Origin of the sequence: Serratia sp. Z4 (assembly GCF_009900725.1) — a bacterium.
Taxonomy (GTDB): domain Bacteria; phylum Pseudomonadota; class Gammaproteobacteria; order Enterobacterales; family Enterobacteriaceae; genus Serratia; species Serratia nematodiphila.
Map to the genome: position 1 here is coordinate 1097161 of NZ_JAAABD010000002.1, position 25254 is coordinate 1122414.

The 25254-nt window shown below is 59.5% G+C and carries 26 protein-coding genes; 8 read left to right on the forward strand and 18 right to left on the reverse strand.

The window, feature by feature from the left end; genetic code table 11:
- Window positions 1-728: 728 nt before the first annotated feature.
- Together GT753_RS13020 and yfbR are read left to right on the forward strand one after the other, a co-directional pair.
- Window positions 729-1943: a pyridoxal phosphate-dependent aminotransferase gene (locus tag GT753_RS13020; RefSeq protein WP_004936047.1), complete on the forward strand. Its 1215-nt coding sequence runs from the start codon at window positions 729-731 to the stop codon at window positions 1941-1943.
- A 107-nt stretch (window positions 1944-2050) separates the two neighbouring features.
- Window positions 2051-2650, forward strand: a complete 600-nt coding sequence (gene yfbR / locus GT753_RS13025; RefSeq protein ID WP_015378582.1) for a 5'-deoxynucleotidase — start codon at window positions 2051-2053, stop codon at window positions 2648-2650.
- A gap of 27 nt (window positions 2651-2677) precedes the next feature.
- Here the strand turns inward: yfbR and GT753_RS13030 are convergent, their stop codons facing one another.
- The 4 genes from GT753_RS13030 to yfbV form a co-directional block, all read right to left on the reverse strand.
- Window positions 2678-4528, reverse strand: a complete 1851-nt coding sequence (locus tag GT753_RS13030) for an SLC13 family permease (protein ID WP_071796811.1) — start codon at window positions 4526-4528, stop codon at window positions 2678-2680.
- 79 nt (window positions 4529-4607) lie between these two features.
- The gene (locus GT753_RS13035) at window positions 4608-5264 is read right to left on the reverse strand and encodes a sugar phosphatase (protein ID WP_015378584.1); all 657 of its coding nucleotides are present in this window, start codon (window positions 5262-5264) and stop codon (window positions 4608-4610) included.
- A gap of 17 nt (window positions 5265-5281) precedes the next feature.
- Window positions 5282-5776, reverse strand: a complete 495-nt coding sequence (locus GT753_RS13040; protein WP_004936059.1) for a YfbU family protein — start codon at window positions 5774-5776, stop codon at window positions 5282-5284.
- Between the two features lie 142 nt (window positions 5777-5918).
- Window positions 5919-6374, reverse strand: coding sequence for a terminus macrodomain insulation protein YfbV (gene yfbV / locus GT753_RS13045; protein WP_160125655.1), 456 nt, complete (start codon window positions 6372-6374; stop codon window positions 5919-5921).
- Window positions 6375-6732: 358 nt separating this feature from the next.
- Here yfbV and ackA point away from each other — a divergent pair, with 358 nt between their 5' ends.
- A complete protein-coding gene (gene ackA / locus GT753_RS13050) occupies window positions 6733-7935 on the forward strand; it encodes an acetate kinase (protein WP_004936063.1) in 1203 nt (400 codons plus the stop codon).
- Between the two features lie 74 nt (window positions 7936-8009).
- Window positions 8010-10172 (forward strand): phosphate acetyltransferase, encoded by a 2163-nt coding sequence (gene pta, locus GT753_RS13055; RefSeq protein ID WP_031300545.1) that lies wholly within the window; start codon window positions 8010-8012, stop codon window positions 10170-10172.
- A 63-nt stretch (window positions 10173-10235) separates the two neighbouring features.
- Here pta and GT753_RS13060 read toward each other — a convergent pair whose 3' ends face one another.
- The 5 genes from GT753_RS13060 to GT753_RS13080 all read right to left on the reverse strand — a co-directional run bounded on the left by GT753_RS13060 (window position 10236) and on the right by GT753_RS13080 (window position 14273).
- Entirely contained in the window at window positions 10236-11195 is a 960-nt protein-coding gene (locus GT753_RS13060) for a transketolase family protein (protein WP_021505560.1), read from the reverse strand.
- Complete coding sequence (locus GT753_RS13065; RefSeq protein ID WP_004936071.1) at window positions 11188-12039, reverse strand: transketolase; 852 nt, start codon at window positions 12037-12039, stop codon at window positions 11188-11190. Before GT753_RS13065 ends, GT753_RS13060 begins: the two co-directional genes overlap by 8 nt.
- Window positions 12040-12052: 13 nt before the next feature.
- Window positions 12053-13432 carry a PTS ascorbate transporter subunit IIC gene (locus tag GT753_RS13070; RefSeq protein WP_043140091.1) on the reverse strand — a complete coding sequence of 460 codons (1380 nt, stop codon included), beginning with the start codon at window positions 13430-13432 and terminating at the stop codon, window positions 12053-12055.
- A gap of 23 nt (window positions 13433-13455) precedes the next feature.
- Window positions 13456-13737, reverse strand: a complete 282-nt coding sequence (locus GT753_RS13075) for a PTS sugar transporter subunit IIB (RefSeq protein ID WP_015378585.1) — start codon at window positions 13735-13737, stop codon at window positions 13456-13458.
- 92 nt (window positions 13738-13829) lie between these two features.
- Window positions 13830-14273 (reverse strand): PTS sugar transporter subunit IIA, encoded by a 444-nt coding sequence (locus GT753_RS13080; protein WP_021505562.1) that lies wholly within the window; start codon window positions 14271-14273, stop codon window positions 13830-13832.
- 310 nt (window positions 14274-14583) lie between these two features.
- Here GT753_RS13080 and GT753_RS13085 point away from each other — a divergent pair, with 310 nt between their 5' ends.
- A complete protein-coding gene (locus GT753_RS13085; RefSeq protein WP_004936083.1) occupies window positions 14584-15603 on the forward strand; it encodes a LacI family DNA-binding transcriptional regulator in 1020 nt (339 codons plus the stop codon).
- A 55-nt stretch (window positions 15604-15658) separates the two neighbouring features.
- Here the strand turns inward: GT753_RS13085 and yfcD are convergent, their stop codons facing one another.
- Both yfcD and yfcE read right to left on the reverse strand, forming a co-directional pair.
- Window positions 15659-16204, reverse strand: coding sequence for an NUDIX hydrolase YfcD (gene yfcD, locus GT753_RS13090; protein ID WP_004936086.1), 546 nt, complete (start codon window positions 16202-16204; stop codon window positions 15659-15661).
- 99 nt (window positions 16205-16303) lie between these two features.
- The gene (gene yfcE / locus GT753_RS13095) at window positions 16304-16855 is read right to left on the reverse strand and encodes a phosphodiesterase (protein ID WP_021505564.1); all 552 of its coding nucleotides are present in this window, start codon (window positions 16853-16855) and stop codon (window positions 16304-16306) included.
- Between the two features lie 233 nt (window positions 16856-17088).
- Between yfcE and yfcG the strand changes: the two genes are divergently transcribed.
- From yfcG to GT753_RS13110, 3 genes are all read left to right on the forward strand, one after another.
- Window positions 17089-17718: a GSH-dependent disulfide bond oxidoreductase gene (yfcG, locus tag GT753_RS13100; protein WP_004936091.1), complete on the forward strand. Its 630-nt coding sequence runs from the start codon at window positions 17089-17091 to the stop codon at window positions 17716-17718.
- Window positions 17719-17831: 113 nt separating this feature from the next.
- The gene (gene folX / locus GT753_RS13105; RefSeq protein ID WP_004936094.1) at window positions 17832-18203 is read left to right on the forward strand and encodes a dihydroneopterin triphosphate 2'-epimerase; all 372 of its coding nucleotides are present in this window, start codon (window positions 17832-17834) and stop codon (window positions 18201-18203) included.
- A gap of 16 nt (window positions 18204-18219) precedes the next feature.
- Window positions 18220-19134, forward strand: coding sequence for a TIGR01777 family oxidoreductase (locus tag GT753_RS13110; RefSeq protein WP_004936096.1), 915 nt, complete (start codon window positions 18220-18222; stop codon window positions 19132-19134).
- Between the two features lie 7 nt (window positions 19135-19141).
- On the opposite strand, the gene hisP is transcribed toward GT753_RS13110, so the two are convergent.
- From hisP to cvpA, 7 genes are all read right to left on the reverse strand, one after another.
- Entirely contained in the window at window positions 19142-19915 is a 774-nt protein-coding gene (gene hisP, locus GT753_RS13115) for a histidine ABC transporter ATP-binding protein HisP (RefSeq protein ID WP_004936098.1), read from the reverse strand.
- Window positions 19916-19935: 20 nt separating this feature from the next.
- Window positions 19936-20640: an ABC transporter permease gene (locus GT753_RS13120; RefSeq protein WP_015378589.1), complete on the reverse strand. Its 705-nt coding sequence runs from the start codon at window positions 20638-20640 to the stop codon at window positions 19936-19938.
- On the reverse strand, window positions 20637-21323 hold the full coding sequence (locus GT753_RS13125; protein ID WP_015378590.1) for a histidine ABC transporter permease HisQ: 687 nt from the start codon (window positions 21321-21323) through the stop codon (window positions 20637-20639). Before GT753_RS13125 ends, GT753_RS13120 begins: the two co-directional genes overlap by 4 nt.
- A gap of 82 nt (window positions 21324-21405) precedes the next feature.
- A complete protein-coding gene (hisJ, locus tag GT753_RS13130) occupies window positions 21406-22188 on the reverse strand; it encodes a histidine ABC transporter substrate-binding protein HisJ (RefSeq protein ID WP_004936109.1) in 783 nt (260 codons plus the stop codon).
- A 304-nt stretch (window positions 22189-22492) separates the two neighbouring features.
- Window positions 22493-23065, reverse strand: coding sequence for a UbiX family flavin prenyltransferase (locus tag GT753_RS13135; protein WP_004936112.1), 573 nt, complete (start codon window positions 23063-23065; stop codon window positions 22493-22495).
- A 132-nt stretch (window positions 23066-23197) separates the two neighbouring features.
- Entirely contained in the window at window positions 23198-24715 is a 1518-nt protein-coding gene (gene purF, locus GT753_RS13140; RefSeq protein WP_004936117.1) for an amidophosphoribosyltransferase, read from the reverse strand.
- Between the two features lie 21 nt (window positions 24716-24736).
- A complete protein-coding gene (gene cvpA, locus GT753_RS13145) occupies window positions 24737-25237 on the reverse strand; it encodes a colicin V production protein (RefSeq protein WP_004936119.1) in 501 nt (166 codons plus the stop codon).
- Window positions 25238-25254 lie beyond the last annotated feature (17 nt).

Sequence of the window (25254 nt, forward strand, 5' to 3'; positions counted from 1 at the left end):
ACTTATGATTCGTTACCTCTATCGCCTTTTAAAATGCGATCTATCGATGGTGCTTATAGAACGCGGGGGACTGAATACCGGTGGAAAGGGAAAACCCCCACCGTACCTGAGATTTTACTCATTGATACCGCCTAATTTCCACTCCATTCGTGCTACTGAGAATCCTTATCAACCGGCGTTCAGACTGCATTACAGAGTAAGAAAAATAAATAATTAACGGCACCAACTTCGTGTTATCACTCAATGAATTTAATAAATTCAATCAGTAAGATTTTTACTTTAAATAATAATCCTATAACCACATAAACAATGCTTAAGCTGAAATATAAAGTAAAGCTAATGTAAATATGCCATTTTCTTAGTGTGGTGCGCTAACCGGCAACCCGCTATCAGACAACTCCGGTATTATCGTTCCTTTACAGTTTATTGAAGCCCATTCTCACTTTCGGCTTATCATTTCACTGCTACCGGCCGCGATCGCCGGCACGTCTCGTTTATCGACACGCAATTTAACAGAACAAAACCCTAGTAAAATTATAGTTCATGAAATTATGAACCACAAAATAACTTTACCTTTGCTTATCATAACTAAAATCCCCCTTTACGACATGCATTTGCACCAAAGGCGTGCAAAACCCTTCAAAAGCAACTACGCCAGGAGTACATTGGGCGGGTTGCGGCGTCCCACGGTAGGAGCGCCCCTATCCCAGCAAAAGGCTCAACTTTTTATGTCCCCCATTGAGAAATCCAGCAAACTGGACAACGTCTGCTATGACATTCGCGGCCCGGTGCTTAAAGAAGCTAAACGTCTTGAAGAAGAAGGCAACAAAGTCCTGAAACTGAACATCGGCAACCCTGCCCCGTTCGGTTTCGACGCCCCGGACGAAATCCTGGTCGACGTGATCCGCAATCTGCCCACGGCGCAAGGTTACTCCGACTCCAAGGGCCTCTTCTCGGCGCGTAAAGCGATCATGCAGCACTATCAGGCGCGCAACATGCGTGACGTGACCGTTGAGGATATCTACATTGGCAACGGCGTCTCCGAGCTGATCGTTCAATCCATGCAGGCGCTGCTCAACAGCGGCGACGAAATGCTGGTGCCGGCGCCGGACTATCCGCTGTGGACCGCCGCGGTCTCGCTGTCCGGCGGCAAGGCCGTACATTACCTGTGCGATGAGCAGGCCGGCTGGTTCCCGGATCTGGACGACATCATCAGCAAGATCACCCCGCGCACCCGCGGCATCGTGATCATCAACCCGAACAACCCGACCGGCGCGGTGTACAGTAAAGCGCTGCTGGAGCAGATCGTCGAGATCGCCCGCCAACACAACCTGATCATCTTCGCCGACGAAATCTACGACAAGATCCTGTATGACGAAGCGGAGCATCATTCGATCGCTGCGCTGGCGCCGGATCTGTTGACCGTGACCTTCAACGGCCTGTCGAAAACCTACCGCGTGGCGGGCTTCCGTCAGGGCTGGATGGTGCTGAACGGGCCGAAGAAGCACGCCAAAGGCTATATCGAAGGGCTGGAGATGCTGGCTTCGATGCGCCTGTGCGCCAACGTGCCGATGCAGCACGCCATTCAGACCGCGCTGGGCGGTTATCAAAGCATCAGCGAATTCATTCAGCCCGGCGGCCGTCTGTACGAACAGCGCAACCGCACCTGGGAACTGCTCAACGACATTCCGGGCGTCTCATGCGTGAAGCCGCAGGGCGCGCTGTATATGTTCCCGCGCATCGATGCCAAACGCTTCAATATCCATGACGACCAGAAACTGGTGCTGGATCTGCTGCTGCAGGAAAAAGTGCTGCTGGTGCAGGGGACCGCATTCAACTGGCCCTACCCGGATCACGTGCGTATCGTCACCCTGCCGCGCGTAGACGAGCTGGAAATGGCGGTCGGCAAGCTGGGCCGCTTCCTTGAAGGCTACCATCAGTAATCGCCTGGGGCGCAGCGCCTTGCTGCGCCCTTCTCTCATTGCCCGGTTGCAAAATTCGCCGTCACTGCTTCACAATGGGGCCCTCACTTGCCGTTAAAGAGAGCACCATGAGCCAGAGCCATTTCTTCGCCCATCTGTCCCGCCTGAAACTGATCAACCGCTGGCCACTGATGCGCAACGTGCGTACCGAGAACGTCTCCGAACACAGTCTGCAGGTGGCCTTTGTCGCCCACGCATTGGCGGTGATCAAGAACCGCAAATTCAACGGCAACCTCAACGCCGACCGCGTTGCGCTGCTGGCGATGTACCACGACGCCAGCGAAGTGATCACCGGCGACATGCCGACGCCGATCAAGTACTACAATCCGCAGATCGCCCATGAGTATAAGAAGATCGAAAAGATCGCCCAACAAAAGCTGCTGGACATGATCCCCGCTGAGCTGCGCAACGATTTCCGCACCATTCTCGATGAGCACTACTACAGCGAAGATGAAAAACAGGTGGTAAAGCAGGCGGACGCACTGTGCGCCTACCTGAAATGCCTGGAGGAGCTGTCTGCCGGCAACAACGAATTCACCCTGGCCAAGGCGCGGCTGGATAAAACCCTGGAGCAGCGCCGCAGCCCGGAAATGGACTACTTCATGGAGGTGTTCATTCCCAGCTTCAGCCTGTCGCTGGACGAAATCAGCCTCGACAGCTCGCTGTAACCCCGCCGGCGCAGCCTCGCTGCGCCGTTAAAAACCGTAGAGCCACGGCACCACAATCACGCTGACCGCCATCACCAACAGGGTGAACGGCACGCCGAGCCGCACGAAATCGCCGAACTTGTAATTGCCCGGCCCCAGCACCAGCGTATTGACCGGTGAAGAGACCGGCGTCATAAAGGCGGCGGACGCGGCGACGGCGATAATCATCGCGAACGGGTATGGCGATACCCCCATTTCGCGCGCGGCGGCGATGGCGATCGGCGCCATCAGCACCGCCGTCGCGGTGTTGGAAATAAACAGGCCGATGGTGGCGCACAAGACGAACAGGCACAGCAGCATCACGCGCGGCCCCGCGCCGCCGGCGACGTCCATCAGCCCGCTGACGATCAGATCCACCCCGCCGGTCTTTTGCAGCGCCTGCGCGAACGGCATCATGCCGACGATCAAAATAATGCTCGGCCAATGGATCGATTTATAGGCGCTCTCCATATCAATACAGCGGAACTTGCCCATCAACAAACAGGCGATCAGCGCCGCGATTGGGTTGGGGATTTCGTCGGTCAGCATCATCGCCACCATCAGCGCCAGACAAAACAGCGCGTGCGGCGCCTGCGTGATGGCCGGTGCCACTTCGTCCACCTCGGCCGGCAGATTGAGCACGATAAAGTCGTGAGTTTTGGCCTGCAGCTGACGAATCGCCTTCCAGTCGCCGATCACCAGCAAGATGTCGCCCAGTTCCAGCGGCTCGTCCACCAATTTGCCGCCCAGCGTCTCGCCGTGGCGGCGGATACCCACCACGTTCAGATCGTAGCGGCTGCGGAACGCCGCTTCGCGCAGGCTTTTACCCAGCAGCGCCGAGTCCGGGATCAGCGAGACCTCCGCCATACCGACGTTGCGCGACTGTTCAGAGAAGTAATCACCGCGCAGCACCATCGGCTCCAGCCGCTGTTCGCCGCAGAATTCGCGCAGATCGACCTGGCTGTCCGACATGTCGATCAAGAGGACGTCGCCCTCGCGCAGTTCGGTGCTGCCAGAGGCGCTGACCATCACCCGCCGGAAGCGTTTCCAGCGCTCGATGCCCACCACGTTGGCGCCATAGCGCGCACGCAGGTGCAGCTCGTCCAGCGAACGCCCGATCAGCGGCGAAGCGCTGCGGACAGCCAACCGCCGCGCACGGCCGGTCAGCTTGTAATCGCGGATCAGGTCACGGAAGGTGCGGCGCTGCCAGTCGTCGCCGGCTTTGCCCGTGTCACTGCTGCCCAGCCAACGGCGGGCGATCAGCATGTAGCCGACGCCCAGCGCCAGCACCGCCAGGCCGATGGGCGTCACGCTGAAGAAACCGAAACCATGGATGCCTTCGCGCACCAGTTCGCTGTTGACCACCATGTTGGGCGGCGTGGCCACCAGCGTCATCATGCCGCTGATAAGCCCGGCGAAACTGAGCGGCATCATCAGCCGCCCCGGCGCGATCTTCATTCTCGCCGTCACGCTGAGCACCACCGGGATAAAGATCGCCACCACGCCGGTCGAGCTCATAAATGCCCCCAGCCCGGCGACCGTCACCATCAGCAGCATCAACATTTTGGTTTCGCTGCTGCCGGCGACTTTGACCAGCCAGTCGCCCACCTGATAAGCCACGCCAGTGCGCACCAGCCCTTCGCCGATCACGAACAGCGCGGCGATCAAAATCACGTTGGGATCGCTGAAACCGACCGTCGCCTCCTGCAGGCTGAGCGTGCCGCTCAGCACGAAAGCGATGATCACCAACAGCGCCACCACGTCCATACGCAGCTTGTTGGTGGTAAACAGCACGATGGCAATCAGCAGTAAACTCAGCACCCACAGTAATTCGCTGTTCAAAACGGCCTCATCCGGCAAATGTCCAAAGGCCTAAAAAATAGCATAAAAAAACCCCGCCGAGGCGGGGTCTAATCAATTAGGGTGAAGATAATGCCACTTAGGCCAGCCGGCGAACGATCGCGCCCTGCGCCGTTTTATCGACGGCGATCTGCGCCAGCGAATCCAGCCGCAGGTCGACCTGCTCCAGCTTCGGCGCATCGGCCGGGGCGTTGACCGCAATCACCTGGCACCCCGCCGCCAGGCCGGAGAGAATGCCGGCCGGTGCGTCTTCGACCACCACGCACTCGTGCGGCGCCAGCCCCAGGCGCTCGGCGCCCAGCAGATAGGCGTCGGGCTGCGGTTTACCGTGTTTAACCTGCTCGGCGGTGATAAACACCGCCGGCTGAGGCAAGCCGCCGGCCTGGCGACGGGCGCCCGCCACCGGCACCGAACCGGAGGTGACGATCGCCCAAGGGATGCCGAGCGCGTTCAGGCGCTCCAGCAATGCAATGGCGCCCGGCAGCGCGCGAACGCCGTCGGTATCCTGCGCTTCCACCTGCTCCAGCAATTGGAATTCACGCTGAATTTCCGCTTCGCTTTCGCCCGGCATAAAGTGGCGCAGAGAAGTAATGGCCTGTTTACCGTGAATGAAGTCCAGCACCGTTTGCGGGTCGACGCCGCGGCGCTCGGCCCAGTGCGTCCAGGCGCGCTCTACCGCCGGCAGCGAATCCACCAGGGTGCCATCAAGATCGAACAGAAAACCCTTACACTCCACAGAAAACCTCTTCTTAATCAAGCATTGATGATTTGCGCTATCTCAACGGCGCTCAAGTGATACTGGCGCGGGCAGGCCTGCCAAATCGCCAGCATACGCTGATATTTTTCCCACATTTTGGTCTGGGCGTTAAAACCGTGGCTGCCGGAATCAAAGTGAGTATAGCGCCCCTCGGTGCTGACCAGGAAACGCACGTAACTCAGGTAGCGCGCCTCGGTCGCGGCATCGAAACCGAGAAACGCCAGGCGGCGCTCGTCCAGATCCTGCTTCTCTTTCAGGTTGCCCCAGGAAACCTGCAGCGCATGATGCATCTCCATCACGTTGATGATGGTGCGGCACACCTCTTCGCTCAGTTCGCCGAAGTCGCGATCCAGCTCGCGCATTTGCAAACCGAAGCCGCGTTCGACGATGGTTTGCAACCGGCGATAACGATCGCCGTTGTCCGGATCGAGCAGGGTCATCATCTTGTACTGATTCGACAGGATCAGCCGCTGGGCGTTGGTCATTTCCATCAGGATTTCCTCATTTCTGTGTGATGGCGGGAGCATCGCACAGCGCAAGAACGCAGGAAATCACAACTCGACCGTTCTTTGATTTAAACCGGGGTTATTGGCGCTTAGACGAAAAAGGCCGCACAGCGCGGCCTTTTTTCATTTACAGATCGTCGAGGAAGGTTTTGTCCAGCTGCTTGAAAGCGCGCTTGAGCAAATCAGCCAACGTCTGATAGGTCGGCGTGCCTTCGAGCGGCGCCACCGCCTGTCCGGCTTCCGTCAGCTTGTTGCGCACCTCATGGAACCATTGCAACAGCGTCGGCGGCAGCGGCGTGACCGAACGGCGCCCCAGCCACCACAAGCCCTGCATCGGCAGGCTGCAAGCGAACAGCGCGGTGGCGATCGCCGGACCGATCTGGCCGCCGAGCGCGATCTGCCAGGTCAGCGTGAAAATCGCCAACGGCGGCATGAAACGAATAGCGAAACGGGTGGCACGCGCAACGCGGTTCTCCGGAAAGACCGGTGCCAGACGTTTGTCTGACGGCCAGGTTTTCATATAATGCTGCCCGCGCTGGAAGACCTGAAACCAGCTTACGGAACCGGACGGTTTGCTCGTCATTGCGTACCTCAACGTCACGTAAAGAAACTAAAAGCGTGCTGCCAGAGACCATACTAAAAAATTTGAAGCTTTAAATTTATTTTGTGTTTGCACCGGGCTATCGGTATCCTAAGCCGGCCTTGTGGCCGGTAGAAGATGACGTAAATTTTGTCAACTTTTAGCCCTATAAAAATCAAGATTATTTAAACCGCAGAGAAATCATCGGTTTTTCCATCATCCTGTGATTTGTGCACTTCACATGATGTTAATCATAAATGTCATCGGCACTATGCGCTACGCTTGTTGTCTGATTGACGATTAATTCACCACGTGTGTTCGATTTTCTTTTAACAACACGACTATTTAAGTAGGTACTTCCATGTCGAGTAAGCTAGTACTGGTTCTTAACTGCGGCAGTTCTTCTCTGAAATTCGCCATCATCGATGCCGTTAACGGCGACGAATTCCTCTCCGGTTTGGCCGAGTGTTTCCACCTGCCTGAAGCTCGCATCAAGTGGAAAATGGACGGCGCCAAACACGAAGCTGCCCTGGGGGCCGGCGCTGCACACAGCGAAGCGCTGAACTTCATTGTTAATACTATTCTGGCACAAAAACCAGAGCTTTCCGCGCAGCTGACCGCCATCGGCCACCGCATCGTGCACGGCGGCGAGAAGTTCACCGCCTCCGCCGTGATCAACGACGAAGTTCTGCAGGGTATCAAAGATTCCGTGCCGTTTGCACCACTGCACAACCCAGCTCACCTGATCGGCATCGCGGAAGCGCTGAAATCCTTCCCTCACCTGGCTGACAAGAACGTTGCCGTGTTCGACACCGCGTTCCACCAGACCATGCCGGAAGAATCTTACCTGTACGCCCTGCCGTACAGCCTGTATCGCGACCACGGCGTTCGCCGCTACGGCGCACACGGCACCAGCCACTTCTACGTGACTCAGGAAGCCGCGAAGATGCTGAACAAGCCGGTGGAAGAAGTGAACGTGATCACTTGCCACCTGGGCAACGGCGGTTCCGTCACCGCAGTGCGCAACGGCCAGTGCGTTGACACCTCCATGGGTCTGACCCCGCTGGAAGGCCTGGTAATGGGCACCCGCAGCGGTGACATCGATCCGGCTATCATCTTCCACCTGCACGATTCTCTGGGCATGAGCGTTGATCAGATCAACAAGATGCTGACCAAAGAATCCGGTCTGCTGGGCCTGACCGAAGTCACCAGCGACTGCCGTTACGTTGAAGACAACTACGACAGCAAAGCCGACGCCAAACGCGCCATGGACGTGTTCTGCCACCGTCTGGCCAAATACGTCGGCGCCTACAGCGCGCTGATGGAAGGCCGTCTGGACGCGGTGATCTTCACCGGCGGCATCGGCGAGAACGCCGGCATGGTGCGTGAGCTGACCCTGAACAAACTGGGCCTGCTGGGCTTCGAAATCGACCACGACCGCAACATGGCCGCTCGCTTCGGCAAATCCGGCGCCATCACCAAAGACGGCAGCCGCCTGGCGCTGGTGATCCCGACCAACGAAGAGTTGGTCATCGCGCAGGACGCATCCCGCCTGACCGCGTAATGCTCTCAAAACACCGTCAGCCCAGGCTGACGGTGTTGTTTTAGCCTCATGTTAATCGTGAAGAGGACTATTCTGTGTCACGTACTATTATGTTGATCCCCACCGGCACCAGCGTCGGCCTGACCAGCGTCAGCCTGGGTGTCATCCGCTCCATGGAGCAAAAAGGCGTTCGTCTGAGCGTGTTCAAGCCTATCGCTCAACCGCGCACCGGCGACAACGCACTCGACCAGACCACCACCATCATCCGCAGCAGCAACTCCACCATTACGGCGGCCGAACCGCTGCGCATGGACTACGTTGAGGGCCTGCTGAGCTCCAACCAGCAAGACGTGCTGATGGAAGAGATCGTGGCGCGCTACCACGAGAACACCAAAGACGCGGAAGTGGTGCTGATCGAAGGCCTGGTGCCGACCCGCAAACACCAGTTCGCCAACGCGCTGAACTACGAGATCGCCAAAACCCTGAACGCCGAGATCGTCTTCGTGCTGGCGCTGGGCAACGACTCCCCGGCGCAGCTGAAAGAGCGCATCGAACTGGCGCGCACCAGCTTCGGCGGCAGCAAGAACAAAAACATCACCGGCGTGATCATCAACAAGCTGAACGCACCGGTCGACGATCAGGGCCGCACCCGTCCTGACCTGTCCGAAATCTTCGACGACTCCACCAAGGCCAGCATCGCCCACGTCGATCCTGCGCAGCTGTTCGCCAACAGCCCGCTGCCGGTTCTGGGCTGCGTGCCGTGGAGCTTCGATCTGATCGCCACCCGCGCCATCGACATGGCTCGCCACCTGAAGGCCCGCGTGGTCAACGAAGGCGACATCATGACCCGCCGCGTGAAGTCCGTGACCTTCTGTGCGCGCAGCATTCCGCACATGCTGGAACACTTCCGCCCAGGCTCCCTGCTGGTGACCTCCGCAGACCGTCCTGACGTACTGGTCTCCGCCTGCCTGGCGGCGATGAACGGCGTGGAAATCGGCGCTATCCTGCTGACCGGCGGCTACGCCATCGACGAGCCGATCAAGAAGCTGTGCGAACGCGCCTTCCAGACCGGCCTGCCGGTGTTCATGGTCGACACCAACACCTGGCAGACCTCGCTGAGCCTGCAGAGCTTCAACCTCGAAGTGCCGGCGGACGACCACCAGCGCATCGAGAAAGTGCAGAACTACGTGGCCAGCCACATCAGCACCGAGTGGATCGATTCGCTGACCGCCACCTCCGAGCGTTCACGCCGCCTGTCTCCACCGGCGTTCCGTTACGAGCTGACCGAACTGGCGCGTAAAGCCGGCAAGCGCATCGTGCTGCCGGAAGGCGACGAGCCGCGCACCGTGAAAGCGGCGGCCATCTGTGCCGAACGCGGCATCGCGGAATGCGTGCTGCTCGGCAACCCGGACGAGATCCAGCGCGTCGCGGCGGCGCAAGGCGTTGAGCTGGGCAAAGGCATCGAAATCGTCGATCCGGTCGCCGTGCGTGAAAACTACGTGCCGCGTCTGGTTGAGCTGCGCAAGAGCAAAGGCATGACCGAAGTGGTCGCGCGCGAGCAGCTGGAAGACAACGTGGTGCTCGGCACCCTGATGCTGGAACAAGGCGAAGTCGACGGTCTGGTCTCCGGCGCGGTTCACACCACCGCCAACACCATCCGTCCGCCGTTGCAGCTGATCAAAACCGCGCCGGGCAGCTCGCTGGTATCCTCCGTGTTCTTCATGCTGCTGCCTGACCAGGTACTGGTCTACGGCGACTGCGCGATCAACCCGGATCCGACCGCCGAGCAGCTGTCTGAAATCGCCATCCAGTCTGCGGATTCCGCCGCCGCCTTCGGCATCGAGCCGCGCGTAGCGATGATCTCCTACTCCACCGGCAACTCCGGTGCGGGCAGCGACGTCGAGAAAGTGCGCGAAGCGACCCGTCTGGCGCAGGAAAAACGCCCGGACCTGATCATCGACGGCCCGCTGCAGTACGACGCCGCCATCATGGCCGACGTTGCCAAATCCAAGGCGCCGAACTCACCGGTGGCCGGCCAGGCGACCGTGTTCATCTTCCCGGATCTGAACACCGGCAACACCACCTACAAAGCGGTACAGCGTTCCGCTGACCTGGTCTCCATCGGGCCGATGCTGCAAGGCATGCGCAAACCGGTGAACGACCTGTCGCGCGGCGCACTGGTTGACGATATCGTCTACACCGTTGCGCTGACGGCGATCCAGTCTTCCCAGGCTGACGCTGCCGCCGCCAAGGCCTGATATTCCTCAGGTTGAGCGATAAAAAAGCGCCGGTCATTGACCGGCGCTTTTCTTTTGCGTTCCCTAACGCGCCAGCAACTGCCCGGCGGCCTCCAGAATATGTTCGGCGGTCAGGCCGTACTCCTGCTGTAAAAACGCCTGAGTGCCCACCTGGCCGTAACGCTCCTTCACCCCCACGCGCCGCATCGGCGTCGGGCACTCCTCCGCCAGCACTTCCGCCACCGCCGATCCCAGCCCGTTATGAATGCTGTGGTTTTCACAGGTGACGATGCGTCCGGTCTTGGCCGCGTAGGTTTTGATCAGTTCACGGTCAATAGGCTTGAGGGTGAACATATCGATCACCGCCGCGCTGACGCCCTGCCGCGCCAGCATCTCCGCCGCCTTCAGCGCCTCCGCCACCATGATGCCGTTGGCGATCAGCGTGATATCGTCGCCGTCGCGCAGCAGGTTGCCCTTGCCGATGGTAAAGCGCGAGCCCTCCTGGTAGATGCGCGTCGCCTGCTTGCGGATGGTGCGCACCCAATAGAAGCCGCGCAGATCCATCAGCTGGCGCAGAACGTCGGCGAACATGGTGGCGTCGGTCACCTCCAGCACCACCGAATGCGCCAGCCCGCGCACGATGCCCATGTCTTCGAACGACATGTGGGTGCCGCCGTTGTGGCAGGCGCTCACCCCCGCGTCGGAGGCGATCACCTTGACGTTGTTGCGCTGGTAATCCAGCGACATGAACAGCTGATCGAAACAGCGGCGGCTGGCGAAGGCGGTGAAGGTGTGCACGAACGGCACCCGGCCGGTGAGCGACAGCCCGGCGGCGACGCCGATCACGTTGGCCTCCATGATGCCGCAGTTGATCACGTGCTGCGGGTGATCCTTGTGCACGCCGTCCATCGCCATCGAGCTCATCAAATCCGCCTCCAGCGCGATGATCGGCGCGCCCGCCTCAATCTGCCGCCGCACCGCGCCGGCGTAGACTTTGCGCATTTCGACGGTGTCGTTTTCCAACTGCGTCACTACGTTAAACATGGGCGGCCTCCAGTTCGGCGATGGCTTTTTCGATCTCCAGCTGCACGTCCGGCGTCAGGCGCAGGTGGTGTGAGTTCGACAGGTTTTCCAGATAGGTCACGCCCTGCCCCTTGATGCTGTCGAGCACGATCGCCAGCGGCCGCTGTTCACCGCCGCGCGCCGGCGCTACCGCCGCCAGCAGCGCCGCGATGTCGTCGCCCTTGACAGTCTGCACCTCAAAGCCGAAGGCGCGGAACTTGGCGGCCAGATCGAACGGTTGGATCACCTCGTCCAGCGCGCCGTCCAGCTGTTGCTTGTTGTAATCGATGAACAGCGTCAGGTTGTTCAGGTTGTGGTGGGCGATAAACTGGAACGCCTCCCAGCACTGTCCTTCATTCAGCTCCCCGTCGCCGAGAATGCTGAACACCCGATTGCGCCGCCCCGCCAGCCGATGGGATAACGCCATGCCGGCGGCGATCGACACGCCCTGCCCCAGTGAGCCGGTGGTGGCGTCCACGCCGCGCGTGCGCAGCCGGTCCGGGTGGCTCGGCAGACGCGTGCCGTTCTGGTTGAGGGTCTTCAGTTCCGCCAGCGGGAAGTAACCCTTGATCGCCAGCGTGCTGTACAACGCCGGGCCGGCGTGCCCTTTCGACAGCACAAAGTCATCGCGTTCCGGCCAGTCCGGATCCGCCGGATCGATGCGCATCACGCCGCCGTACAGCACCGCCAGCGTCTCTACCACCGACATGCAGCCGCCATAGTGGCCGAAGCCCAGCCCGGTCAGCGCTTTCAGCGTTTCCAGGCGGATCGCGCGCGCCAGGGCACGCAGCTCTTCAATTTCCGTTTCGCTCGTTGTGTCGTTCATCACTCTGCCCTCGTTATTTCTCGACGCGGTCAGCGGCCGGCGCGCCTTTGCGTTTTCCCAGGAAGTTATGCGCCACCAGCAGCGCGAACACGGCGACAATCGCCAGCATGATCATCTCTTTCGACATAAAGCGTGCCATATTGCCCAGCAGGATGCCGATCACGCCGAAGTCGGCGTCGGAGAAGGTGGTGTTGGCAAAACCCAGCGCCCCCAGCACCGGCAGCAGCAGCACCGGCAGGAAGGTGATCAGCAGCCCGTTGGCAAAGGCGCCCAGCATCGCGCCGCGCCGCCCGCCGGTCGCGTTGCCGAACACCCCGGCGGTAGCGCCGGTGAAGAAATGCGGCACCACGCCGGGCAGGATCAGCACCATCTTCAGTTGCCCCAGCAGGAACAGCCCGGCCAACCCGCCAAGGAAGCTGAACAGGAAGCCGATCAGCACCGCGTTGGGGGCATAGGGATAAACCACCGGACAATCCAACGCCGGCCGCGCGTTAGGCACCAGTTTTTCCGAGAAGCCGGTGAACGCCGGCACGATCTCCGCCAGAATCAAGCGCACGCCCTGCAGAATGATGAACACCCCGGCGGCGAAGGTGATGGCCTGGATAATCGAATACACCAGGTAGTTCTGGCCGCCGCTGAGCTCGCTTTCCACATAGGCCCGCCCGGCGCAGATCGCCAGGATCAGATAGATGACGATCATGGTCATCGAGATCGAAATAGAACTGTCGCGCAGGAAGCTGAGATTTTTCGGTAGGTTCATCTCCTCGGTTGAGCGCGAATTTTTGCCCACCTTCGAGCCGATCCAGCCGGACAACACATAGCCCAGGGTGCCGAAGTGGCCGAAAGCGATATCGTCGTTGCCGGTGATGCGGCGCATATAGCGCTGGGCAATCGCCGGGAAGAACGCCATCACCAGCCCCAGGGTCAACGCGCCGGTAAACACCAGCTGCACGCCCTCGAAGCCTGCCACCGTCAGGATGATGCCGATCATGCAGGCCATGTAGAAGGTGTGGTGGCCGGTGAGGAAGATGTATTTCAGCCGGGTGAAGCGCGCCACCACGATGTTCGCCACCATGCCGAACGCCATGATCAAGGCGGTGGAAGCGCCGTATTTCTCCAGCGCGATAGAGACGATCGCTTCGTTGTTCGGAATGATGCCCTGAATATTAAACGCGTGTTCGAACATGCCGCCCAACGGATTGAGCGACCCGACCAATACCGTGGCGCCGCCGCCCAACACGATAAAGCCGAGAATGGTTTTTACCGTGCCTTTCACCACGTCGGAAAAGGATTTCTTTTGCGCCAGCAAACCGATCAGCGCAATAAGCCCGACCAGCACCGAAGGCACCTTTAATATATCCACCACAAACTTGAGCGTTTCCTGGATAAACATATCCACCTCGCCAATCGTTTTATTCAGAGGATTGAGTGGGCTTCGAAGTAAGCGCGCAGCTTGGCTTCCAGCTCATTGATGTCGATGATGTTGCTGATCACCACCAGCTGCTCGGCCGGCACGCTGGCGCTGTCGGCAATGTCTTTTGCCATCACGAACACGTCGGCCGCGCCGGGAGTGGCGGACGACAGATCGGAGTGTTCAACCTCGGCCTCCACCCCCATCTTTTTCAGCACCTTTTTAATGTTCATTTCCACCATAAAGCTGCTGCCGAGACCTGAACCGCAAATCGCCATGATTTTCATGATATCCACCTGTTGAATTTAGCGTGTAGGGTAGCGCCGCCGGTCATATTCCCGGCGTTGTTAGCATTAATAATGTTCCTGGTGATTAAACGTTAATAGCGGGCGATAATATCCTCGATTTGCCGTTTATCTTTGGCGTGAAATAACGCCTCCATGGCCTGGTTATCGGAAAATAATTCCGCCAGTTGCGAAATCAATTCGATGTGGCTGTTGCCGTCGGGTGCGGAAAGCATCACCACCACCTGAACCGGATCGTTATCCGCGGAATGAAAGTTCACCCCCTGATGGATCTTCAACAGCGATAACCCCAGCGCGCTGGCGCCTTCCTCCGGCCGGGCGTGTGGCATGGCGATGCCCGGCGCCAGGACAAAGTAAGGGCCGAGCTTCTCCTGCTGATGAAAGATGGCCGTCAGGTAATTCGGCGTAATCACACCGTCTTGCAGCAGCGGCTGCGCGCTCAGCGTTACCGCCTGGCGCCAGTCCTCCACCCGTTCGCACAGCTGTATATGATCGGCGGTCAGCCACTCTTTCAGCACGTTATCCTCCCGAGAGTCGATGATTGCGGCCGGTGATTAATTCACCGGCGACGGTAAAACTTTAATCAACCCCTCCTGGCCACACAGTGATGGATATCACAAAGATAGCGCTACCAAAGCGCTATCATGCAGATCTGTGATAGCGCTATCAAAACGCCGTGCTGCGGTATGACGTTAACCACAATTTTTTCTCGCTCTTTCGGGTAACGGGGTAGAATGTGCCGCATACGGGGATCGTCGAAGCCGCGCCGTCGGCTTCCCACCCTCACCATTTTTATGCGCCGCGCGCGCATTTCAGTCGGGATTTGGCATGTCGATCGGTAAAAAACGACGCAGCACGGGCAGGGTGACGTTGGCTGATGTAGCGCAGCTGGCGGGCGTCGGCACCATGACGGTGTCGCGCGCGCTGCGCACGCCGGAGCAGGTTTCAGACAAACTGCGCGAGAAGATTGAAGCCGCGGTGAGCGAGTTGGGGTATCTGCCCAACCTGGCCGCCAGTTCGCTGGCGTCGGCCTCCTCCTACACCATCGCCATGGTGGTGCCCAGCCTGTCCGAATCCGGCTGCGCCGAGATGTTCGCCGGCCTGCAGAAAGTGCTGCAGCCCGCCGGCTATCACATCATGCTGGCGGAGTCGCAGCACCACCTGGAACGCGAGGAGAAACTGCTGGAGACCCTGCTCTCTTACAACCTGGCGGCGGCGGTGCTGCTCAGCGTCGAGCATTCGCAAAATGCCCGCAACGCGTTGATCGCCGCCAACATTCCGGTGGTGGAGATCGGCGCCGTGCGCGCCGATCCGATCGACATGAGCATCGGCATCGATTACGTGGCGGCCATGTATCAGCTGACACAAACGGTGATCGCCAGCGGCTATCAGAATATCGGGCTGCTGTGCGCCAATCAGGAACAGTGGATTTTCCAGCAGCACCTGCAGGGCTGGCACAAGGCGCTGCTGCGCAACCATATGTCGCCGCATCGGGTGATCAACGCCGCGCAGCCCGCCAGCTTCAGCACCGGCGCGCAGCAGCTGCCGGAATTCTTGCTGGCCTGGCCGGAGCTGGACGCGCTGGTGTGCGCCTCGGACGAACTGGCGGGCGGCGCGCTGTATGAATGCCAGCGGCGGCGCATCAAGGTGCCGGACAATCTGGCGGTGGTGGGATTCGGCAACAGCGAGTTCAGCCGGGTGTGCCAGCCGCCGCTGACCACCATGACCATTCCGCATCGCGATATCGGCATTCAGGCCGGTCAGGCGCTGCTGGCGAGGCTGAACGAGCAACCCTGGCAGCCGGCAGGTTCCCTGCCCGCCACGCTGTGCCGCCGCGACAGCTGCTGAATCCACAGCATAAAAAAAGCCGGTCGATGACCGGCTTTCCTCACGCGTTGGCGTCTCAGTGGTTATCGAGCGGCTTACCGTAATCCTGCTCGTTGTTGCGCGTCAGCCACAGCGACAGCGCCTTCAGCGAATCCGGGGTAAATTCGTCGCAGCGCGCGGTGATCTCTTCCGGCGTCAGCCAGCACACTTCAGCCACTTCTTCTTCCTGCAGCGCGAACGGGCCGTGCGACACACAGCTGAACAGCGCGCCCCACACCCGGCACTGCTCTTCTTCGAAGTAGAACAGACCGTGTTCGGCGAAAGGCACGCCGGCGATGCCCAGCTCCTCTTCCGCCTCGCGGCGCGCCGAGTCCAGCACGTTTTCACCGCTTTGCACTACGCCGCCCGCCGTCGCGTCCAGCCAGCCCGGGTAGAAGTCCTTGATCTCGGTGCGACGCTGCACCAGAATTTTTCCCATCCCATCATGCACCACAATATAGGTAGCACGATGACGCAGCCGCTCCGCCCGCATCTGTTGACGACTGGATTGCGCAATCACCTCGTTTTGCTCGTCGACGATATCAACCCATTCGGTATCTGCAGCCTGACCCTGTTCCGCCATCCTCTAAAACCTTCTATTTTGGCGCGATGCATCCCGCGCGCTGGTTAATCAATGAGTGTTTTTCAAAGATTTTTATTGTGTGTGTATAAATTAGTGCGTTTAGCGTGTTAACGCCACCTCCGCGACGACCTTGCCGTCGTCGAGCGCCAGCACGCGCAAAGTGCCCCGATCCAACATGCCGTAGCTGGCCGGAAAACCCCCTTTCGGGATGCTGACCGAGCCCGGATTGAAGCAATAGATCTCACCCTGCCGCTCCGCCTGCGGCAGATGCGTATGGCCGTAGGCCAGGACGTCACCGCGGGATAACGGCGGCAGTGCCGAGGGATGATAAAGGTGACCGTGGGTCAAAAACAATCGTCTTTTTTGCAGTAAAACCTGTTGCCAGGGCGCCTCGATAGGGAACGTCAGCAGCATCTGATCGACCTCGCTGTCGCAATTGCCGCGAACGGCGATGATCTTGTCGCTATAGCGATTCAATCGTTCGGCAACCTGAGCGGGCTGATACCCGGCCGGCAGCGCGTTGCGCGGGCCGTGATTCAGCAAATCGCCCAGAAGAATCAGCCAGTCGGCGCCCTGTTGTGCGAACAATTCCAGCACGCGTTCGGTAGCCGGCAGCGATCCGTGGATATCCGAGGCGAACATCAGCTTCATAACCTTGTCCTATAGAGGGAAATAAGCGCCATTTTACCGCGCCGGCGCCGTGCGGCAAACCGCCGCCCGCCCCGGTGTAGAATTGTGATCCAACTGCGCAGATAGCATCGGACGAATCCCACATAGCCTGCTATCCTTAGCTGCTATTGTTGGATCTCTGATATACCTTTGTGCGCGGCGAAGACCGCAGCAACGTGTAATGAATTACAGATCACCTTACCGCAGGAGGCAACATGATTGACCTGTATTACGCGCCTACTCCCAATGGTCACAAGATCACCTTGTTTCTGGAAGAGGTCGGCTTGCCCTACCGTATCCATCGCGTAAACATCAGCGCCGGCGAGCAGTTCAAACCGGACTTTCTGAGCATTTCTCCCAACAACAAAATCCCGGCGATTGTCGATCAGCAACCGGTGGACGGCGGCGCGCCAATCAGCCTGTTCGAGTCCGGGGAAATCCTGCTGTATCTGGCGGAGAAGACCGGCAAGCTGCTGAGCAAGGGCCTGCGCGAACGCGCCGCCACCCTGCAGTGGCTGTTCTGGCAGGTGGCCGGATTCGGGCCGATGCTCGGGCAGAATCACCACTTTAACCACTACGCGCCGCAGCCGGTGCCTTACGCCATCGAGCGTTACCATCTGGAAACCAAACGGCTGTACGGCGTGCTGGACGCTGAACTGCAAAAACACCCGTACCTGGGCGGAGATAACTACAGCATCGCCGATATCGCCACCTACCCGTGGGTGGTGTCGCATCCGCGCCAGCGCATCGATCTGGCAGATTACCCGGCGGTGCGCAACTGGTTCGAGCGCATCAGCAACCGCCCGGCGACCGAGCGCGCCTACAAACTGGCCGAACAAGCCTAAGCGCCCCCCCCCCGACTCCCCGTCGGCCGGGGAGTCACATCGTCCTCACGTTATCATTTCCTTACTTTCCGTGTATTCTGAACGCTAATAATCAGACCTATGGAGAATCTCTGATGTCTTTCAGTCAACCCGACGCCGTTATTCGCATTAAAAATCTGCGGCTGCGCACGTTCATCGGTATCAAGGAAGAGGAAATCAACAACCGGCAGGACGTGCTGATCAACGTGGTGATCCACTACCCGGCGGACAAGGCGCGCAACAGCGAAGACATCGCCGACGCGCTCAACTACCGCACCATCACCAAAGCGATCATCCGCCATGTGGAAGATAACCGTTTCGCGTTGCTGGAAAAATTAACGCAGGATGTGCTCGACATCGTAAAAGAACACGCCTGGGTAACCTATGCTGAAGTGGAGATAGATAAACTTCTGGCTCTGCGCTACGCCGATTCGGTCTCCATGACCATGAGCTACCGCCGGGGCTAACTCAGGGAGGTAGACCATGCGGATCCTGATCACCGGCGCAACGGGATTGATAGGCAGCAGCCTGACGGCAAGACTGCTGGCGCTTTCTCACCACATTACGGTACTGACCCGCGACGAGCGGCGCGCCCGAGCCAAACTGGGCGATCGGCCGAGCTATTGGCAAACGCTGGACGACCGGCAGTCGCTGGATGACTTCGACGCGGTGATCAACCTGGCCGGCGAACCTATCGCCGACAAGCGCTGGAGCGCGCAGCAGAAAGAGCGCCTGTGCCGCAGCCGCTGGGATCTGACCGAACGCCTGGCGCAGCTGATCAAGGCCGGCAGCACGCCGCCCGGCGTGCTGATTTCCGGTTCCGCCGTCGGCTACTACGGCGATCAGGGGCAGGCGGTGGTCACCGAAGAGGAGCCGCCGCACGACGAATTCACCCACCAGCTGTGCCAGCGCTGGGAAACGCTGGCGCTGCAGGCGCAGAGCGACGCCACCCGCGTCTGCCTGCTGCGCACCGGCGTGGTGCTGGCGCCACAAGGCGGCGCGCTGGCCAAAATGCTGCCGCCGTTCCGCTTCGGACTGGGCGGCCCGATCGGCGACGGCCGCCAATATCTGCCGTGGATCCATCTCGACGACATGGTCAACGGCATTATTTATCTGCTGGATCACGCCACGCTAACCGGCCCGTTCAACATGGTCGCCCCCTACCCGGTGCACAACGAGCAATTCGCCGCCCAATTGGCCAACGTGCTCGATCGCCCGGCGTTTCTGCGGGTGCCGGCGTTCGTCATGCGTTTGTTGATGGGGGAAGCGGCGGTGCTGGTGCTCGGCGGCCAGCGGGCGGTGCCGAAGCGCCTGGAAGAAGCCGGCTTCCACTTCCGCTATCTGGAGTTGGAACAGGCGTTGGATGACGTTGTCAATCAGCGGGCCGAAGCCCGCTGATCTGAGGTTACTTCAACGCGCCGGACAGGAACTGCTGCAGGCGCGGGCTTTTGGGGTTGCCGAACAGCTCGGCCGGCGGCCCCTGTTCTTCAATCAACCCTTTGTGCAGGAAGATCACGTGGTTGGAAACGTGGCGCGCAAACTCCATTTCGTGCGTCACCACCACCATGGTCTTCCCCTCCTCCGCCAGCTTCTGCATGATGCGCAGCACCTCGCCCACCAGTTCGGGATCCAGCGCCGACGTCGGTTCGTCAAACAGCAGCACCTCCGGCTCCATCGCCAATGCGCGGGCGATAGAGACGCGCTGCTGCTGACCGCCCGACAGGTGCACCGGGTATTTGCCGCGCGCCCGCTCGTCGATGCCCACTTTGTCCAGGTAGCGCACCGCGCGCTCGTGCGCGTCGGCCTTGCTCAGCCCCAGCACCTGCACCGGCGCTTCCATCACGTTCTCCAGCACCGTCATGTGGCTCCACAGGTTAAAGTGCTGGAACACCATGGTCAGGCGGGTGCGCAGCAGCTGCAGCTGCTTCTTGTCGAATACCTTCAGCTGGCCGTCCTTGTCGCGCACCATGCGAATATCTTCGTTGTTCAGACTGATCGAACCTTCGCTCGGCTTCTCAAGGAAGTTGATGCAGCGCAGAAAGGTGCTTTTGCCGGAGCCGGATGAGCCGATGATGCTGATCACATCCCCGGCGTTGGCCGCCAGCGAGACGCCCTTCAGCACTTCGTGGTCGCCATAGCGTTTGTGCAGTTCCGTGACGGCTAATTTATTCTCAGACATGGTTTTCTTCCCGTCATTTATCAGTGACTAACGTGTGCCATCCAGCGTTTCTCAGCTTTGCGGAACAGGCTGATTAACACGTAGGAGATGATCAGATACAGCACCGCCGCGATGCCGAAGGCGTAGAACGGCTGATAGGTCGCGGCGTTGATGTCGCGCGCGATCTTCAGCAGATCCGGCACGGTGGCGGTAAACGCCAGCGCGGTGGAATGCAGCATCAGGATCACCTCGTTGCTGTAAGCCGGCAGCGCGGTGCGCAGCGCCGAAGGCAAAATGATGCAGCGATACATCTTGAAGCGCGAGAAACCGTAGGCGTTGGCGGCCTCGATTTCACCGTGCGGCACCGAGCGGATCGCCCCGGCGAAGATCTCGGTGGTATAAGCGCAGGTGTTGAGCGTCAGCGCCAGGATGGTGCAGTTGAGCCCGCTGCGGAAAAACGCATTGAGAAACTCGCTGCCGCGCACGATCTCGAGGCTGTACATGCCGGAGTAGAACACCAGCAGCTGCACGTACAGCGGCGTACCGCGAAACACATAGGTGTAGAGCCACACCGGGAAACGCACCCAGCGAAGGGAAGACACGCGCGCCACCGCCATCGGGATCGCCAGCAGCCCGCCCATCACCACTGAAGCGATCAGCAGCCACAGCGTGATCGCCACGCCGGTAAAGCGGTAGCCGTCGCTCCACAGCAGCGACTGCCAGTACTGTTGCAGGATATCGATCATAGCTCGGCCCTCTTGACGCCCAGTGAGTAACGCCGTTCAAGCCACAGCAGCACGCCGTTGGAAACGGTAGTGAAGACCAGATACACCACGCCGGCCACGATGGCGAAGAAGAACGGCTGATAGGTGCCTTTCCCCGCCAGCTGCGTGGCTTTGACCACGTCGTTCAGGCCGAGAATCGACACCAGCGCCGTCGCCTTCAGGATCACCTGCCAGTTGTTGCCGATGCCCGGCAGGGCAAAACGCATCATCGCCGGGAACAGAATGCGCCGGAAGATCTGCGCGCCGCTGAAGCCATAGGCCGTCGCCGCTTCGATCTGCCCTTTCGGCACCGCCAGATAAGCGCCGCGGAAGGTCTCGGTAAAATAAGCGCCGTAGATAAAGCCGAGGGTTATGATGCCGGCGCCGAGCGGATCGATATCGATCTGCGCGAAGCCCAGCAGCGTAGTGATATTGTTCAGCGCGATTTGCAGACCATAAAAGATCAGCAGCATCAGCACCAGATCGGGCACGCCGCGGATCAGCGTGGTATAGGCGCCGAACAGGCCGGAGATAAAGGGGTTATGAGACAGTTTGCCACCGGCGCCGATCAGGCCGATCACCACCGCCAGCAGCACGGAACTGAGGGCCAGCTCCAGCGTCACCAGAGCCCCCTCGAAAATCAGTTGGGAATAGCCTTGCAGCATCTACTTCACCCTGTGGTCTAGGATCCGAACCATCGGGGCCGGCACGCCGGCCCCACAGTCACAGCATGGAACGGTAAGCGGATTACCCGCCGTAGACGTCAAAGTCGAAGTACTTTTTCGCGTATTTGTCGTAGGTGCCGTCTTTGCGCATCTCGGCGAAAGCTTTGTCCAGCGCCGCCTTCAGCTCGGTATCGGTCTTGCGCAGACCCATGCCGGTGCCGACGCCGAAGAACTTGTCATCCTTCACCGATTCGCCGGCGAACGCATAGTCTTTGCCCGGCGGCTGTTTCAGGAAGCCGTCGCTGCCCGCCACTTCATCCTGGAAGGCGGCGTCGATACGCCCGGAAGCCAAATCGGCGTAAACCAGATCCTGGTTCTGGTAAGGCACGACGGTGATGCCCTTCGGCTGCCACATGGCGTTGGCGTAGGCTTCCTGGGTAGTGCCCTGCAACACGCCCACGCTCTTGCCTTTCAGGGCGTCCACGGTAGGCAACAGCTTGGATCCTTTCGGCGCGATCAGACGCGCGTTGGCTGCATACAGCTTGTCGGTAAAGGCGATTTCCTGCTGGCGTTTTTCGGTGATGGACAGCGAAGAGATGATGGCGTCGATTTTCTTCGCCTTGAGGGATGGGATCAGCGCGTCGAAGTCGCTCTCCACGAAGGTGCATTGGGTATTGATGCGTTTGCACAGCTCTTTGGCCAAATCGATGTCAAAGCCAACCAATTCGCCTTTGGCGTTTTTGGATTCAAACGGTGCGTAAGTCGGATCGGTGCCAATCTTCAGCGTGGAAGGAATGGCGGCAAAGGCGCTGCTGGCGGCGCTCAAAGCCAGAACTAACGGCAAAATCAAAACCCGCTTTTTCATAAATTACCCTCAAATTGATTTTTTTGATGCCACTACGGGCATTACTTTTCCCCACCAAATCAATTTGCAGTAATCGTGCCACATTAGGTGCTACGGGCGGAGGGAACGGCTCCGGCCTTCACAATACTGTTTCCTGGGACGATAACCGCAAAATTAAATCGGCCGCTCGGGGCCGCGCCACTGGCAGCCGCGATAAGGCGGCGCCATGAAACAGTGAACGTGATGAAGTGGGATCATTATGGTGCATGCGCCGCCCTAATTCAGTGCGGTGTTGCACAAATGTACCAATTTGGGGATGAAAATGTTAATCAGCGCCCTGCCAGCGGGTGAACAGATCGGCCGGCAGTTCGATATCAAACTGATCGATCACCCGATTGACGGTCTGATCGATGATGTCTTCCACGCTTTTCGGCTGGTGGTAAAACGCCGGCACCGGCGGCATGATCACCGCCCCCATCTCCGCCGCCTGCGTCATCAGCCGCAGGTGCCCAAGGTGCAGCGGCGTTTCCCGCACGCACAGCACCAAACGGCGGCGCTCTTTGAGCACCACGTCGGCGGCGCGGGTCAGCAGCCCGTCGCTGTAGCTGTTGACGATGCCGGACAGGGTTTTGATCGAACATGGCAGGATCGCCATACCCAGGGTTTTGAAAGAGCCGGAGGAGATGGCGGCGGCGATATCGCGCGCATCGTGCACCACGTCGGCCAGCGCCTGCACTTCACGCAGGCTGTACGGCGTTTCCAGCGCCAGCGTCTGCCGTGCAGCGTTGCTCATCACCAGATGGGTTTCCACCTCTGCGACGTCGCGCAAAACCTGTAACAGGCGCACGCCGTAGATCGCGCCGCTGGCGCCGGAAATGCCGATGATGAGTCGTTTCATGGAAAATGGCCTCTGCCGTAAAAAGTAAGATCAGGCAGACTTTGCCGCAATGGCGAGGGATAAGCAAGTTCACAGGAGCAAGGCGCACCGCCGCAGACGCGGCGATGCCCCCCGAGTAATCAACGCGGCCGGTTAGCCTTCGTTGTGCAGTTCCAGATTTTCCGCTTCGGTTTGCCCTCGCAGCGCCTTGGCGTCGTCGCTGCGCAGCGACTCCAGGTATTCCAGATAGCTTTGATCGACGTCTTTGGTCACGTAGATGCCGTTGAATACCGAGCATTCGAACTGGGTGATGTCCGGGTTCTCTTCGCGCACCGCTTCGATCAGATCGTCCAGGTCCTGGAAGATCAGCCCGTCGGCGCCGATGATCTGGCGGATTTCATCCACTTCACGCCCGTGGGCGATCAGTTCGTTGGCGCTCGGCATGTCGATGCCGTAGACGTTAGGGAAACGCACTTCCGGCGCGGCGGAAGCCAGATAGACGCGCTTGGCGCCCGCTTCGCGCGCCATTTCGACGATCTGCTCCGAAGTGGTGCCGCGCACGATGGAGTCATCCACCAGCAGCACGTTCTTGTCGCGGAATTCGGCGCGGTTGGCGTTCAGCTTGCGGCGCACCGACTGACGGCGCGCCTGCTGGCCCGGCATGATGAAGGTGCGGCCGACGTAGCGGTTCTTCACAAAGCCCTGGCGGTAGGGCTTCTCGAGAATACGCGCGATCTCCAGCGCGATGTCGCAGGAGGTTTCCGGGATCGGGATCACCACGTCGATGTCCAGATCTTCCCATTCGCGGGCAATCTTCTCACCCAGCTTCTGGCCCATGCGCACGCGGGCGCTGTAGACCGAGATCTTGTCCATAAAGGAGTCCGGGCGAGCGAAATAGACGTATTCAAACAGGCACGGGTTGGTTTTCGGGTTCTCTGCGCACTGGCGGGTGAACAGCTGGCCCTTGGTGGTGATGTACACCGCTTCGCCCGGCGCCACATCGCGCAGGAACTCAAAGCCCAGGGTATCCAGCGCCACGCTCTCGGAAGCCACCATGTACTCGCTGCGGCCATCCTCCAGCGTGCGCTTGCCGATCACCAGCGGGCGAATGCCGTTCGGATCGCGGAACGCCAGCAGGCCATGGCCGATGATCATCGCCACGCAGGCGTAAGCGCCGCGCAGTTGCTGATGCATGGCGGCGACCGCGGTAAAGATGTTGTCGGCCTCCAGCGGGTAGTGCGGGAAGCGATCCAGCTCGCTGGCCAGCACGTTCAGCAGGATTTCCGAGTCGGAGGTGGTGTTGACATGGCGGCGGCCGCTTTCGAACAGCTTTTGGCGCAGCTCATGGGCGTTGGTCAGGTTGCCGTTGTGGGCCAGCGTAATGCCGAACGGCGAGTTGACGTAGAAAGGCTGGGCCTCAGAGGCGCTCGAGCTGCCGGCCGTCGGGTAACGCACATGGCCAATGCCCATGTTGCCCTGCAAGCGTTGCATATGGCGCGCCTCAAACACATCTTTCACCAGGCCGTTGGCTTTACGCAAACGGAACCCGTTGTGGGCGTCAATGGTGACGATGCCTGCGGCATCCTGGCCACGGTGCTGAAGCACCGTCAGCGCATCATAAATCGACTGGTTTACCGGCATGAAACCGGCGATACCGACAATACCGCACATGTTGTCTTTTCCTCATCAGCGCTACCGCCCCGGCAATTGGGTCGGCAAGAAACTCGACGTGCTCTGCAGGTAGTCAAAGAACCACCTGATGACGTAACTGAACTGGGGAATGAGCTGCGACTGTTTCCAGTCGGCACTCTGTGAAAAGCCGGTAAAGGTATCCAGGAAGAACAGGATCGCCGCGACGATCAATACTCCGCGCAGCGCGCCGAAGCAGATGCCCAACACCCGGTCGGTGCCCGACAACCCGGTTTTCTCTACCAGAGAGCTAATCACATAGTTAACAATAGCCCCTACGATCAAGGTCGCGATGAACAAAATCGCGATCGCGATGCCGTTTCGCACCAGTTCATCTTCAAAACGAGTGAAATAGACCGCAAGGTAAGAGTAGAAATGGCTGGCAACAAAAAACGCACATCCCCATGTCACAAGTGACAATGCTTCGCGAACAAACCCTCGGATCAGGCTCACCAGAGCCGAAAATCCAATCACCGCTATAATGACGTAATCAATCCAGACCATGAACTATTCCAATGATG